Source organism: Burkholderia stabilis (assembly GCF_001742165.1).
Taxonomy (GTDB): domain Bacteria; phylum Pseudomonadota; class Gammaproteobacteria; order Burkholderiales; family Burkholderiaceae; genus Burkholderia; species Burkholderia stabilis.
Genome location: NZ_CP016444.1, coordinates 728,390 through 742,575, shown reverse-complemented (window position 1 = coordinate 742,575; position 14,186 = coordinate 728,390). Strand labels below are relative to the sequence as shown.

The window sequence follows — 14,186 nt, the reverse complement described above, 5'->3', positions numbered from 1 at the left end:
GATGATGTGATGTGCGTGCCTGTCACGGTGGCATCATGGAGGCCCAACGCCGCGAATTGCACCGTTTTCCGCAGTATTGCGTGCCCGGGCTGCCACGGGAAAACGGAAAATCCTGTCGCATGACATGAGTTTTATTCACAATCGAAACCCATGAAGGCCAAACCGCTCCCTCCTGTCTATGCTTTGCGCGCATTCGAGAGCGCCGCACGCACCGGCTCGTTTACGCTGGCCGCCGAAGAGCTGAGCCTGACGCAAAGCGCGGTCAGCAAGCACGTGAAGACGCTCGAGGCCTACTTCGGCCGGAAGCCGTTCGTCCGTCACGGCCCCAGGATGACCGTAACGGAGGAAGGGCACCGTTTCGCGTCAGGCCTCAGGCGCGGCTTCCGGCAGATCGAGGAGGCGTGCATGCTGTTCCGCACGCAACGCGACGTGCTGCGGCTCAAGGCGCCTTCCACGCTCACGATGCGCTGGCTGCTCGACGCGCTCGCCGCATTTCGCGCGACGCAGCCGGGCTTCGAGGTGCAGATCGCGAGCGTGTGGATGGATGTCGACACCGTCGATTTTTTCAGCGAATCCTACGATTGCGCGATCCTGCTCGGCGCAGGCAAGTTCGGCGAGGACACGCAGTGCGTGAAGCTGTTCGACGAATGGCTGATTCCGGTGTGCTCGCGTGCGACCGCGGCAATCGCGCGCGCGAATCCCGCCGCGTGCGAGCTGATCCATCCGTCGCCCGACCGGCGCGACTGGCGCCGCTGGCTCAAGGGCAGCGGCCATGATCTGGACGTGGACATCACGCGCGGCCAGGTGTTCGACATGCTCGAACAGGGCATCGCGGCGGCGATCGCCGGCCACGGGCTCTCGATCGGCGACCTGGCGCTGTGTGCCGGCGCGATCGACGAAAAGCAGCTCGTGCTGCCGTTCAAGACGGCCGTCAGCACCGGCGACGCGTACTACCTCGTCTGGCCGGAAGAATCGGGCAAGGCGGCGCAGGTGCGCGAACTGCACGCGTTCCTGGAGAGCCGGATGCCGCGCCTGGCGTATCCGGGTATCCGCTTCAAAGGTTCGTATTGAGTCCCGCGAAGCGCGGCAAACGGCGCGGCCCGCCGAAGCGGGCCTGCGCCGGCGCCGTTACGCCTGCACGAATGCCAGCAGGTCGGCGTTGAGGACGTCCGCGTTGACCGTCAGCATCCCGTGCGAGTAGCCGGGATACGTCTTGAGCGTGCCGTTCTGCAGCAGCTTGACCGACTTCAGCGCCGAATCCGCGATCGGCACGATCTGGTCGTCTTCGCCGTGCAGCACGAGCGTCGGCACGCTGATCGACTTCAGATCTTCGGTCTGATCCGTTTCCGAAAAGGCCTTGATGCCTTCGTAATGCGCCTTCGCGCTCCCTTCCATCCCCTGCCGCCACCAGTTCCGGATGACGCCCTGATGCACGGTCGCGCCGGCCCGGTTGAACCCGTAGAACGGGCCGCTCGGCACGTCGAGGAAGAACTGCGCGCGATTGTCGGCGAGCGCTTTCCGGAAGCCGTCGAACACTTCGATCGGCAAGCCTTCGGGGTTCGATTCGGTTTTCACCATCAACGGCGGCACCGCGCTCACCAGCACCGCCTTCGCGACACGCCCGGCCGGCTGGCCGTGCTTCGCGACGTAGCGGGCCACTTCGCCGCCGCCGGTCGAATGACCGATATGCACCGCGTTACGCAGGTCGAGTGCTTCGACGACCGCGAACGCGTCCGCCGCGTAATGGTCCATGTCGTGGCCGTCCGAGACCTGCGCCGACCGGCCGTGGCCGCGCCGGTCGTGCGCGATCACGCGATAACCCTTCTGAACGAAGAAGAGCATCTGCGCGTCCCAGTCGTCGCCGGACAACGGCCAGCCATGATGGAACACGATGGGCTGCGCGTCCTTCGGGCCCCAGTCCTTGTAGAAGATCTCGACGTTATCCTTCGTAGTGACGTATGGCATCGCGAATGACTCCTTGAAGGTGGATGAACACGGCCCGCTGGCCGGAAGCCATTATCAGCCTTTATTGTGAAACCGCGATGCCACGGTGCGACGCGACTGCCGCCTTTCCGCTGATGGCGAATGAACGCCTCGAATGCGAACAGCGCCCGCGTGCCCGAACACGCTGTACGGCGGGTCGGACAGACCGTCGATCCACGCGCCGGCTTGCCGTGCTGCATCGCATCAACGACGCCTGCATGAAACGGGGCGTCCGGATTCGGGCAATCCCCCGGGCCGACGATCAGCCGTCCGTCGACACCGTCACGTCCTCCCACGCGCGAATCTCCTCTTCCAGCGCCGACAACTTGTTCCGCACCAGCCGCAGCGCATCGCTGCCGAGCAACAAATGCGCGGGCGGATGCTCGGCCGCGATCGCCGCAAGCATAGCGCGGGCGGCCTTCGCAGGATCGCCGAGTTGCTTGCCGCTCTTCTCCTCGCGCGCCTGGCGAATCGGGTCGAAGAGTGCGTCGTAGTCGGCGATCGAGCGCGGCGTGCGCGCCATCGAACGGCCGGCCCAGTCGGTGCGGAACGACCCCGGCGCCACCGCGGTCACGGCAACGCCGAACGGCGCGAGCTCCTTGCCGAGGGTTTCGGAAATACCTTCCAGCGCGAATTTGCTGCCGCAGTAATAGGCGATGCCCGGCATCGTGACGTGGCCGCCCATCGACGTGATGTTCAGGATGCGGCCGCGCCGGCGCGCGCGCATGGACGGCACGACGGCCTTCATCATCGCGACCGCGCCGAATACGTTCACGTCGAACTGCCGGCGCATCTCCGCGAGCGGCGCTTCCTCCATGATCCCTTCGTGCCCGTAGCCTGCGTTGTTCACCAGCACGTCGACGGGCCCGACGTTCGCCTCGATTTCCGCGACGAGGCCGTCGATGCGCTCGAAGTCGGTCACGTCGAGCACGCGCGCGAACGCGGCGTGCGCGGACAGCGCTTCGAAATCCCGCGCCGCCTGCGCGCTTCTGACGGTGCCGACCACCGTATAACCGGCGGCCAGCGCCTCCTGGGCGAGCGCGCGACCGAAGCCGCTGCTGACGCCGGTGATGAGCATGATGTTGCCGGATGCCATGTCCGTTTCTCCTGAGTGTGGGTCGATGCGTGCATACTAGTCTGACGAACCGCACCGAAAAAGCCGGATTCCGCTGATTTTCTTGCACAAAGCTATGAGCATCGAACCGCCCGCCGCCCCGCCTCCGTCGCTGTCGCCGCGCAACCGGAAACGCCTGGTGGCGCTCCTGCGCGCACTGGCGCCCGACGAGGGCTACAACCTGACGGCGCTTCCGAGCGTGCGCATCCTGCGTTCGAATCGCGCGCTGTCGCGCACGCCGGTGCTGTACGACCCCGGCATCGTGATCGTGTGCCAGGGATGCAAGCGCGGCTACTTCGGCGGCGAACGTTACCTGTACGACGAACATCACTACCTGGCCGTGTCCGTGCCCGTCCCGTTCAGCATGGAAACCGACGCGACGCCCGAGCGCCCGCTTCTCGCGCTGTATCTGCACCTCGATTTCACGATGGCCGCCGAGCTCGCGGCGCAGATCGACCGCGAAGGCGCCGCGGAACACGTACAGGCGCCGAGAAGCATGATGTCGACGCCGATGGATGAAGCGATGCACGCGTCGGTACTGCGTTTCGTCGAGGCGATGCGGCAGCCGCTCGAAGCCGCGGTGCTCGGCCCGGCCTTGCTGCGCGAGCTGTATTTCCGCGTGCTCACCGGCGCGCAGGGCAGCGCGATGAGAAGCGCGCTCGCGATGCGCGGGCAATTCGGCCGGATCGGCCGGTCGCTGCGCGTCATCCATGCCGATTACGCGCAGCCGCTCGACGTGCCGCTGCTGGCCGGCGAGGCCGGCATGAGCGTGCCGAGCTTTCACAGTCACTTCAAGGCGATCACGCAGGTGTCGCCGATGCAGTATCTGAAGTCGACGCGGCTGCATCAGGCTCGCCTGTTGATGGTGCGTCAGGATCTGACGGCCGAGGCGGCCGGCTACGCGGTCGGTTATACGAGCCCGTCGCAGTTCAGCCGGGAGTTCAAGCGCCTGTTCGGCCTGACGCCGGCGAAGGAGACGCAGCGCATGCGCGAAAGTTTCGCGATTCCGGAGGCATTCGAGGATGCGACGTTCGTGTCGTCGCATTGAGATGAGCGCGGCGACGAGCCGGCATGCCGACTCGCATCGTCAGCCGCTAGCCGCGCTGCCGGTAGACGCGCGCGATGCTGGCGACGAGCGACAGCCCGGAAATCGCGCAGGCGAGCGCAAAGACGTACACGGGGAATTGCCGCCCGCCATCGCCCCCGCTTGCGCCGCCGACGAGTGCGATCACCACCGCAACCAGCGCCGCACCGATGGACTGGCCCGTCGTTCTCGCTGTCGACAGCACGCCGGAGGCGGTCGCCGTGCGGTTCCTGGCCGCGTTCGCGAACATCTCCTTGTTGTTGGGCGGCAGGAAGAATCCGTACCCCACGCCGCATAGCGCGACGCGCCACATGAAGTCTCCTGCCGTTGGTTGCGCAGGCAACCACATCAGCGAACCCATCCCGATACAGAAGATCAGCACGCCGCTGCTCGACAGTTGAGTCGCGTTGATGCGATTCGCCAGCCGCCCGGCGAACGGCGCGCACAGCGCGACCGCGATCGGCCACGGCGTAAAGACCAGCGCCGATTTCAATACGCCGTACGCGTACGTGTGCTGCATGACGAACGGCAGCGCAACCAATGCCATGCCCTGCGATACGAACATCGTGACCGACGTCAGCACCGCGAACGTGTACCGGCGCGACCTGAAGATATCCAGCGGCAACAGCGGATACGCTGCCCTCGCCTGCCCGACACAAAACGACACCATCAGCACGAGCGATGCCGCGCCAAGAACGAGCACGGTGCGATCGCTCCACCGCCCGATCTGATCGACGGCGAGCGCGAACAGGCCGAATGCCGCGGCGGACGTCACCGCGCCCGGCACGTCGAAGCCCCGCTCCCGATGCGTGTCTTTCCCGAGCGCCGTGATCGAGAAGGCGATGGCGGCCATCCCGAACGGAACGTTGATGTAGAACAGCCAGGGCCACGATGCCCACGACACGATCAGGCCGCCCAGCGCAGGCCCGACCGCCGTTCCCACGGCGAACACCAGCGCATTGATGCCGAAGACCGTTCCGAGCGAGCCGGACGGAAAGATCACCCTGTAGAGGCCGTAGCCGACGCTGATCAACATCGCGTAGCTGACGCCCTGAAGTATCCGCATCGCGACCAGCGCGCCGAACGTGGTCGACAGTCCGCAGCCGAGCGACGAGATCGTGAACAGCACCAGCCCGATCGTGTAGAAACGCCGCTCGCCGATTCTCGAACCGAGAGACGCGCACGTCAGCATGGTCGCCGCGCTCGCCACCTGATACCCGTTCGCCACCCAGATGACCGACGCCGCGCTCACCCGCAGGTCGGCCGAGATGGTCGGCAGCGCAATATTGACGATCGCGCTGTCCAGCGCGGACATGAATACGCCGACCAGGATCGCGACGGCTGCAAAATAGCGCCGCGGCACGTCGAAGCCTTCGTCGCCGAACGTTTCTGCAATCTGCATGCGTGCCCTTTGCCGGAAGAACGCCCGATGCGTGAACCTAGTCGCGCCGCCCGCGCGCATCGCGCGCAGCATCGAGCGCGAGCGCTGCCAGCGATTTCAGTATGACGGCCGTCACGCCCCAGACGTCCTGCGCCTGATCCGCCCAGTACCACGAACCTGCCCGCTCGCCTTCACTGTATTGCCGCGGCAGAGCGGGATTCAGCAGCGTCGAGAACGGGAACTCGAAGATCTCCTCGACTTCGGCCGGCGCCGCTTCCCATTCGGCGGTGTCCGGCACGATGCCGACAACGGGAAAAATGGCGTGATTGCGCTTTCGGGTTTTATGAATCGGCAGGCATCCGACCACCCGGATGACGCCGGGCGCCAACCGGATTTCTTCGAAAGCCTCGCGCAGCGCCGTCGCGCCGATATTGCCGTCGGATTCCGCCGGACGCCCGCCGGGGAAACTCACGTGCGACGAATATTCGCTGAGCCCCGACGAGCGCTTGGTCAGCAGGATCGTCGGCTCGCGCCGCTCGACGATCGCCACCAGGACAGCCGAGAATTTCCACTGTCCATCGTCGTCCGCGAGGTACCGCTTCGCGTCGCGCCAATCCGTTCCGGCAGGAATGTGGAAAGCTTCCACACCACGGACGATCGTTTCCAGGACAGCCTGCAGCGGGCCGGCATCCGCGTGCGCGCTCGCAAGCCCGCTGCCGGTGTTCGGAATGATTTTGTCGGGTTCCATGTCTTCTGCCAGATTGATATCCAGGAACATCCATCTAAATCAGAGTATCTCCCAACAAAGCAGCTTACCTCATCAATGCGTTCCATTTCGTCCAGCCCCATCCAGCCCTATCCAGCCCTATCCAGCGATTACCGACGGGCTAAATGAAGAGTCCAAAACCGATGCTCGCGCCCGGGAAATTGCTCGAAAATCGAGGTCATCCCGCGTTACGCGACAGCGTCCTGCACGATGTGCCGCTCCAGCACCTGCAGGATGCCCGCCTTCAGTGCAGCGAACCCGCTGGTTTCACGCAAACGCGGATGCGGCAGCCCGACCGGATGGCCCACTGCAATCCGGCCGGGGTTGGGCGCCAGAACCAGCACGTGCGACGCGAGATACACGGCTTCTTCCACATCATGCGTCACCAGTATCATCGCGGTATTCTCGCGCTCCCAGATATGTCGCAATTCCGTCTGCAACCGCGTGCGGGTCAAGGAGTCGAGTGCGCTGAAGGGCTCGTCCAGCAGTAGCAGCCGGGGACGCGGCGCCAGGCCACGGGCGATCGCAACGCGCTGCGCCATGCCGCCGGAAAGCTGGCGCGGAAATGCGTTGGCAAAGCGCGCCAGCCCGACAAGTTCCAGACACGCCTCGACTCTCTCCCGCCGTGCGAGGGCCGAGAGCGACGCGTTGGCCAGCGCCAGCGCCACGTTCTGCGCCACGGTAAGCCAGGGCAGCAACCGGTGATCCTGGAAGATCATGCCGCAGTCGGAAGAAGGTGCGCCGACAGGCGCGCCATCGAGCAGGATGCTGCCGGTATCCGGCCGATCGAGCCCGGCAATGAGCCTCAGCAGCGTGGATTTTCCGCAACCGCTGGCCCCGACGATGGCGGTAAAGCCGCCGGGCTGCAATTCGAGGTTGATGTCGCGCAGCACCGGCACTGCGCGTCCATCCAGCGTGAAGTGCTTGCCGACGCCGGCGAGTTGCAAAAGTGGTCTGGTCATGAATCCTGCTCCCCCCGCCAGCGCAACAGATACGCCTCGGCGCGGGCAAAACCGAGGTCGAGCACAATACCGATCAAACCGATCGCCAGCATGTCGGCAGTAACGAAATCGAGCGCATACATTTCGCGCGCGCCCATGATGTTGGTACCGAGACCGCTGCCTGCCTCGAACAGGAACTCGGCGCCGATGGTCGCCAGCCAGCCGTAAAGCAGCGCGAGATGCACGCCGCGCAGGATGCCGGGCAGCGACGCAGGCAACAGCACGCGGCGCAGCCGGTCAAGCGGACGCAACCGGTAGAGCCGCGCCAGCTCATCGTGCCCGGCCGCCAGCGACGCGGCGCCCTCGGCTGCGTTGAACACCACCGGCAACGCGGCGACCAGTGCGATGAAGGTGACCTTGCCGGCCTCGCCAGAACCCACCCAGACGGACAACAGCGGGACGAACGCGAAGATCGGCACGGATTTCGCCGCGTCGAGGGTTGGCGAGAACAGCGCCTGCGCCGTACGGAAGCGGCCGAGCGCGAGCCCGGCAGGTAGCCCGACCAGAATACCGAGCACGGTGCCCAGCGCATCGCGTCGCAGGCTGGCGAGCATATCCGTGTGGAATTGCGGGTCGATCGCTTGCGTGGCGACGGCCCGGGCAACCAGCGCGGGCGAGGCCCAGACGCCGGCATCGACCACGCCGATGTCGACGGCAAGCTGCCAGATGACGGCCAGCGCGCAAGGCAGGACCAGACCCAACGCCAGGGTGGCCACGCGCGACGCATGCCATGCCCGAACGGTCACGGTGCACCTCCGTAACGGCGGGCGAGAGACCGCTCGGTGCGCGCCAGCCCACGATCGAGCAACAGGCCGACCGCGCCGATCACGAGCATCAGCGCCATCATCGTATCCAGCTGGAACAGTTGGCGCGACATGGTGAGCTGGTAGCCGATGCCATTGGTCGAAGCGAGGAGCTCCACGCCCACCAGCGCCGCCCAGCCCTGTACGAGCCCGAGCCGCAGGCCCACGAAAACCGGCAGAACCGTGGCCGGGAACAGGATGCAGCGCAGCGTCTGCCGGCGGTTCAGGCTCAGCGCCCGTCCCAGCTCGGTCCAGGCCGGCGGCAGCGACTTCATCGCCCGCTCGGTATTCAGGGTGACCGGCGCGAGCACCGATTTGGCAATGATGACCAGCTTCAGCGTCTCGCCGATACCGAACAGCACCATGAGAAACGGCACCCAGGCGAGCAGTGGAACACGCACGATGAAATAGAAGCCCGGGGCGACGAGCTTGCGCGCCACCGGCGAAAGCGTCATCAGGATGCCGAGCGGCAGGCCGATGGTCACGCCGAGGAGGTAACCCACCGCTACGCGACGCAAGCTGACCGCCATCCCGGCGGCGAGAACGCCCGATTCGGCGGCGGCGGCGAGCGCCTGGCCCACTTGCGCGGGCGAGGGCAACACGAGCGCCGCCACCCAGCCGCGCATCGCCGCGAGCTGCCACAGTGCCAGCAGCGCGATCGGCACGATGCCACCCGTGCCCCGCCGCCGCACGGCGCCCAGCGCCTCGGCCGCACCGCGCCCGCGCACGAACTGCCGTATCGCGATGCCAGGCATCAGCTCAGCCTCGTCAGGCCGTCCGGCGAGAAGCTGGGCCAGAAGCCCGTCAGGCCAGTCGCCGCCAACGCCCGGCGCAGCGGCCCGGCATCGATCCAGCCCGCCACGGAAACCGGGGTTCGCACCAACCCGTATGTGAAGCTGTCGACCGTCGAGCGGGAGAGCTGTGCGGCGGCAAAGCCATCCCAAAGCGGCGAGTTCCAGATCTTGAGATCCAGCGTGTCGAACGCGGTCCGGATGAAATCGGCCGGGTAACCGCTCTTGTCGAATATCTCGTACAGCGCAGTGCGGTTCTTCTCTTGCGAGGCCCAATGCGCGGCCTGTACCGCGACCCGTACGACGCGATCGACTGCGTCCGGATGGGCGGCCGCAAATTGTTCCGTGACGATAAACGAATTCTGTGCCGTGAAAGCGGGCGTCCGCGGCCCCGTGACGAATACCGTATCGAGCCGCGCGGCAATGCGTTGCGGCAATGCGAGGCCGGCAAAGGTCGCGTCGATCTGCCCTTGCGCGACAGCCTGCGCCGCCGTCGTCTGGTCGAGATTGACGATGTGCACGTCACGCTCGCTGAGCCCCGCGCTGGCAAGGATGCGGTCTACACTGAGCTGCAGGTTGGTGCCCCGGAAATTCGCGACGCTCTTACCCTTGAGGGACGCGATGCCGGTGATGCCGGCGCGCTTGTTGGCAGCAAGCAGCACCGGCATGCGGTTACCTGCGACCAGCAATTGCCTTGTGGCGAGGCCGCGCGAACGCGCCACGATTTCCGGCAAATCGCCCTGCCAGGCAAAATCGAGCGCCCCCTGCGCCAGAGCCTCGTTGACGGCCGGCCCCTCCCCGGCAAAAAATTGCCAGGAGATGGCCGTGCCGTCTGCCGCGAATTCCTGCTCCAGCAACTTCTGCACGTGCATGGCGCTGACATAGCCGCCCAGCGAGAACGGCGCCGATACGCTCGCGGGACTAATGACCGGCCATGCGTTGCCCCGTTACGAACGCTGGCTGCACCGGTCCGTCGAAACTCGCCTCGAGGTACGTTCGCTCACGGTACCGAGCGAGGAGCCGTTCAGCGCGGGAAGATGTTTCTCGAAGTGATAACCGGGCGGGTGCACGTCACCAAAATCATGCGCCGACAGCAGCGTATAGCCGCTCGCGGTGTAGAGCCCCACGGCTTCGGGCTGGCGTGGGCCGGTACCGAGAAAAACGCGCGTATAGCCCTGGCGCGCCGCCTGCGCTTCCAGTTCCGTCAGCACACGGCGCGCGAGACCCTGCCGACGCGTATCGCGGCTTGCCCAGATCCGCTTGAGCTCCGCCGTGCCGGCATCCACGTGAGGCATGAAGGCGCCACCCGCCACCGCCACGCCATCGCGCAACAGCAGCAGGAACGCGCCGCGTGGCTGCACGAAATCCTCGTCGGGATAACGCGTCAGCTCGCGCTCGATATCCTCCGCGGCGACCACGTCGAGATAGCGGCGGCGATATTCGTCTGCAAGCCCCTCGAACAAAGGCCGTGCGCGTGGGTCGCGCACCGAAACATAGATGACCGATTCGTGCGCCATCAGTGCACCTCGGGAAAGCCATGGCGTTGCGCCAGCCGAATCGTGAAGCGCCATGCGGCGTGCACACTTGGCCCCTCGGCGATCGGGTTCTTGTAGAGAATGGAAAGGGACCGGGTCATGTCACGCCTTCCCCATATGCCGACGGCACATGAGTCAAATGGTTGGAAGTCGGCGAGCAGGATGATCGCTCGCCGGGAATCGGGGCAGCCTGTCGATACGACGCACGATCGCGCACGAACGATTTCTGCAATGCGTGGCGGTTCGCCCCGCCTCGTTAGAACTGGTAACGCGCGCGCAGGTAATAAAAACCGCCGTTCACGCCGACATTCGACGCATAGGTATCGTATTGAACGCCTTCCAGTTGAGCCACGTAAGGAACCTTCGACGGATAAACGTCGAACAGATTGTTCGCGCCGACGGCAATCTGGAATTTCTTCGTCACGTCGTAACGCACCTCCACGTCGGTGACGTAGCGCGCGGCGTTATCGACATGCTGGAACTGCGTGGTGGAAAACGCGTTCGGTCCGACGATATAGGTCATTTCGCTCGACGTGGAGCCGTAACGTGTTTCATGCAGGCTCACCGCCCATTTATCGCGACGCCAGGTCCCGCCGACGATGATCTTGTTCTTCGGCGTCGACGTCGTAAGCCAGCCGATCTGCTGCGCATTGAGCGTCGGCGCGCCGTTGGCGCCCTTGGCCAGTTCGCGGACCGACGTGGTATTGAGGTTCACGCCCAGGTCCCAGTCCACCTGGCCGAAACGACCGAGGCCCGTGTGATACGTGCCGGTGAGATCGATGCCGCGCGTGCGCGTCCTGGCGCCATTGGTGAAATAGCTGGCCGACACCGCCGACGCCGGAATCGAATCCGGTAGCGACAGCCCTGCCCCCTGCATGGCCGCGATCGCATCGGCCCCCGATGCCGTGCCGCCCATCACGATGCGATTGCGGATGTCGATCTGGTAGGCATCGAGCGTGAGATGCAGAATGTCGACCGGTTGCAACACGAAGCCGACGTTATAGTTGGTCGACTCCTCCGGCTTGAGCGACTGCGCGCCGAGCAGCCTTGCCGCTGCGGAATTCGCGGCGAGCAAGCCCTGCGCCGAGGCCGGCGAGACGTTGATGTTCGTATAGTATTCCGTGGCAAGCGATGGCGCGCGAAAGCCCGTGCTGAGGCTGCCGCGAACGGCGAAGCGCGGTGTGAAGTCGTAGCGCGTGGAAATCTTTCCGTTGGTGGTATCGCCCACGTCGTTGTAATGCTCATAACGACCGGACAGATCGATCTGCCATTGCTGTGTGAGCTTTGTCGACAGATCGATATAGGTGCCGAACACGTTGCGCGAGTTGTCGCTCGCGCTGACCGGCGCCAGGCCAGGCAGCGCCTGTGCGCCGCCATAGACATACGAATAGGGATCGCCCGCACGCACGGTATAGGTCTCGCGACGCTCCTCCACACCGAACGACACGTGCAACGGCCCGGCCAGCAGCGGCAGGCTGAATGCACGAGAGAAATCCAGATTGTTGGTGAACTGCGTGTTGCTCAACGTGGCAAGCCGAAACGTCGTGGGCGTGAATCCCGCCGCCGCATAGAGCCCCGTGTTGGCCGAATCGACCATGCCGATGCTGTCGTGATCGCCGCCGTAGGTCGTGCTCAGATCCCACGACCAGCCAAACAGATTGTCGCCCTTTACACCAGCCGTGATCGAGTAGTCGTTTTCGTCGACCGTTTCCTGCGGCGTGAAGCCGTCCGGATAGACAGCCGGCAGCACCGACGACGGACGAAAGTTCTGATACGCGCTTGCTTTGCGATGCGCATAGGTACCAAAGCCGTAGAGTTCGACGTTATCGCCCAGATAATAACCCGCGTTGAAGCCCACCGATTCTCGGGTGGCGGACGGATCGCCCAGCATCCGATTGTAGTAGCCCTGCCCCGCGGGAAAACGACCGAAATAGTCGTCCGGGCCGGTGCGAACCGTATGGTTTTGTCGGGCGTATTCGGCGCTCAGATCGACAAAGCCCCTGCCGCCGAGGTTGAAACCGATATTCGCCGATTCGGCGTTCTTCAGCCCGTCGCCGGCATAGGTCTGTCCCGTCGTCGACGTCACTTCGCCGCCGCGCGACGCGCGCTTCAGAATGATGTTGATGACCCCCGCAATCGCGTCCGAGCCGTATTGCGCGGCTGCACCGTCGCGCAATATCTCGACATGGTCGATGAGCGCGATGGGAATCATGTCCACATCCACACCGGTCGCGCCCTGGTTCAGCCCGCCGTCGAGCGAGATATTCGCCGTGGTATGGCGTCGCTTTCCGTTGACGAGCACGAGCACGTGGTCGGGGCTCAGGCCGTGCAGCGAGAGTGTGTTGGTCAGCATCGCCGTGTCGCCGGCGTAGGTCTCGTGGCCAATCGACGGGGAAAGCTGAACCAGTGCGTCGCGCAGGTTGGTTTGCCCCGTCGCGCGGAGTTGCGTTCCGCTGATGACGTCGACCGGCGTGAGGCTCTTGCTCGCTTTGGTTTCCGTGCGGCTGCCGGTGACTACGACCGTGTCCTGCTGCACCGTGCCGGTCGCTGCGACACCGCTGGTGGCAATCGCAGGCGCCCCGGCTTCCTGAGCCCATGCCACTGCGCTGCCGCATGATGCTAATACCGCGATCGACAGTGTCGTCACCCGCACGCGCGGTGCGGGTCGCCCATCCGACGATTTCCTTTTGCGCGCGGCCGTTCCGCGAAATGAAAAGCCTGAAGCGCTGCGCCATTCAATATTATTCATACGGATATCTTAATAATTTGTAGAAAACCTGTTCCGCACTTGATCACTCCCCTGCATCCAGCTAGATCCGGGCCCCGCCTGCTTCTCCCGGCTGCCTGGTCAAGGTTCGGCGGCAACCAGACCGATCTTCGTTGCGCCTTCGCGCTGCGCCGCCGCCATCACCTGCGCCACGGCACTGTACGGTGCGAGCTTGTCCGGGGAAAGATGGATCTCCGGCTGGTCCGGCTGGATCGCGATTTCGGCCATATGGCGTTCGAGATCGGCGCCTGCCGCGAGCGGCGCACCGTTCCATTTGAGCGCCCCGCCGGAGTCGATGTCGATCCGCACGACCTGCGGCGGCGTAGCCGGCGGCGACGGGCTGTCTACCGGCAGGTTCATCTTGACTGCATGCATCTGTATCGGGATCGTGATGATGAGCATGATCAGCAGCACCAGCATCACGTCGATGAGCGGTGTCGTGTTGATGTCCACCAGCACGTCCGGCTCGTCGCTACCCGATGGAACGTTCATCGCCATCGTTTGGGCTCCTTTACTCGTTTGTTCAATCGCCGCGCGCTGGCGGCTGGGTGATGAACGACACCTTCGAGATTCCTGCTCGCTCGCACGCATTCACCACGCGGGCGATGAACTCGTAGCGTGTGGTCTGATCGCCGCGCACATGAATCTCGGGCTGTGGATCACGCCCCGAGATGCCTTTCAGTTGCGCGGACAACGTCTGAGCGTCCACGCGCGTCTCATTCCAGAACAGCACGCCGTCCTTGTTCACGGCAACCTCGATGCTGTCGGGCTTGCTCTGAAGCGGATTGACCGTTTCCTTCGGCAACTGCACCGGCACGGTATGCGTGACCACCGGGATCGTGATGAGAAAGATGATCAGCAAGACCAGCATCACATCCACCAGCGGGGTCGTGTTGATGGCGGCGATGACTTCGTCGTCGCTGTCGTCCTGCGTTACGTTCATGGCCATGGCGGGTCGCGC

Annotated in this window: 14 protein-coding genes; 2 read left to right on the top strand and 12 right to left on the bottom strand. The window is 64.8% G+C overall.

Annotation, left to right across the window (positions count from 1 at the left end; all coding sequences use genetic code 11):
- The first annotated feature begins 150 nt into the window (after positions 1 to 150).
- A complete protein-coding gene (locus BBJ41_RS35790) occupies positions 151 to 1,071 on the top strand; it encodes a LysR substrate-binding domain-containing protein (protein WP_069751021.1) in 921 nt (306 codons plus the stop codon).
- A gap of 57 nt (positions 1,072 to 1,128) precedes the next feature.
- On the opposite strand, the gene BBJ41_RS35785 is transcribed toward BBJ41_RS35790, so the two are convergent.
- A complete protein-coding gene (locus tag BBJ41_RS35785; RefSeq protein ID WP_069751020.1) occupies positions 1,129 to 1,965 on the bottom strand; it encodes an alpha/beta fold hydrolase in 837 nt (278 codons plus the stop codon).
- 280 nt (positions 1,966 to 2,245) lie between these two features.
- Positions 2,246 to 3,079 carry an oxidoreductase gene (locus BBJ41_RS35780; protein ID WP_069751019.1) on the bottom strand — a complete coding sequence of 278 codons (834 nt, stop codon included), beginning with the start codon at positions 3,077 to 3,079 and terminating at the stop codon, positions 2,246 to 2,248.
- A gap of 94 nt (positions 3,080 to 3,173) precedes the next feature.
- On the opposite strand from BBJ41_RS35780, the gene BBJ41_RS35775 reads away from it, so the two are divergent.
- Positions 3,174 to 4,145, top strand: coding sequence for an AraC family transcriptional regulator (locus tag BBJ41_RS35775; RefSeq protein ID WP_069751018.1), 972 nt, complete (start codon positions 3,174 to 3,176; stop codon positions 4,143 to 4,145).
- A 46-nt stretch (positions 4,146 to 4,191) separates the two neighbouring features.
- Here the strand turns inward: BBJ41_RS35775 and BBJ41_RS35770 are convergent, their stop codons facing one another.
- The 10 genes from BBJ41_RS35770 to BBJ41_RS35725 form a co-directional block, all read right to left on the bottom strand.
- Positions 4,192 to 5,655: an MFS transporter gene (locus BBJ41_RS35770; RefSeq protein WP_236872160.1), complete on the bottom strand. Its 1,464-nt coding sequence runs from the start codon at positions 5,653 to 5,655 to the stop codon at positions 4,192 to 4,194.
- Positions 5,621 to 6,340 (bottom strand): NUDIX hydrolase, encoded by a 720-nt coding sequence (locus BBJ41_RS35765; protein WP_069751017.1) that lies wholly within the window; start codon positions 6,338 to 6,340, stop codon positions 5,621 to 5,623. Before BBJ41_RS35765 ends, BBJ41_RS35770 begins: the two co-directional genes overlap by 35 nt.
- A gap of 176 nt (positions 6,341 to 6,516) precedes the next feature.
- Positions 6,517 to 7,290 (bottom strand): ABC transporter ATP-binding protein, encoded by a 774-nt coding sequence (locus BBJ41_RS35760; protein ID WP_069751016.1) that lies wholly within the window; start codon positions 7,288 to 7,290, stop codon positions 6,517 to 6,519.
- Positions 7,287 to 8,075: an ABC transporter permease gene (locus BBJ41_RS35755; RefSeq protein ID WP_156814981.1), complete on the bottom strand. Its 789-nt coding sequence runs from the start codon at positions 8,073 to 8,075 to the stop codon at positions 7,287 to 7,289. The genes BBJ41_RS35760 and BBJ41_RS35755 overlap by 4 nt, the downstream gene beginning before the upstream one ends.
- Positions 8,072 to 8,887 (bottom strand): ABC transporter permease, encoded by an 816-nt coding sequence (locus tag BBJ41_RS35750; protein WP_069751015.1) that lies wholly within the window; start codon positions 8,885 to 8,887, stop codon positions 8,072 to 8,074. The genes BBJ41_RS35755 and BBJ41_RS35750 overlap by 4 nt, the downstream gene beginning before the upstream one ends.
- Positions 8,887 to 9,795 carry an ABC transporter substrate-binding protein gene (locus BBJ41_RS35745; protein ID WP_069751014.1) on the bottom strand — a complete coding sequence of 303 codons (909 nt, stop codon included), beginning with the start codon at positions 9,793 to 9,795 and terminating at the stop codon, positions 8,887 to 8,889. Before BBJ41_RS35745 ends, BBJ41_RS35750 begins: the two co-directional genes overlap by 1 nt.
- A 75-nt stretch (positions 9,796 to 9,870) precedes the next feature.
- Positions 9,871 to 10,440: a GNAT family N-acetyltransferase gene (locus tag BBJ41_RS35740; RefSeq protein WP_156814980.1), complete on the bottom strand. Its 570-nt coding sequence runs from the start codon at positions 10,438 to 10,440 to the stop codon at positions 9,871 to 9,873.
- A 274-nt stretch (positions 10,441 to 10,714) separates the two neighbouring features.
- Positions 10,715 to 13,207, bottom strand: coding sequence for a TonB-dependent receptor plug domain-containing protein (locus BBJ41_RS35735; RefSeq protein ID WP_083282123.1), 2,493 nt, complete (start codon positions 13,205 to 13,207; stop codon positions 10,715 to 10,717).
- Positions 13,208 to 13,306: 99 nt separating this feature from the next.
- Complete coding sequence (locus BBJ41_RS35730; protein WP_069751012.1) at positions 13,307 to 13,723, bottom strand: ExbD/TolR family protein; 417 nt, start codon at positions 13,721 to 13,723, stop codon at positions 13,307 to 13,309.
- A gap of 25 nt (positions 13,724 to 13,748) precedes the next feature.
- Complete coding sequence (locus BBJ41_RS35725; protein ID WP_069751011.1) at positions 13,749 to 14,174, bottom strand: ExbD/TolR family protein; 426 nt, start codon at positions 14,172 to 14,174, stop codon at positions 13,749 to 13,751.
- Positions 14,175 to 14,186: the final 12 nt, after the last annotated feature.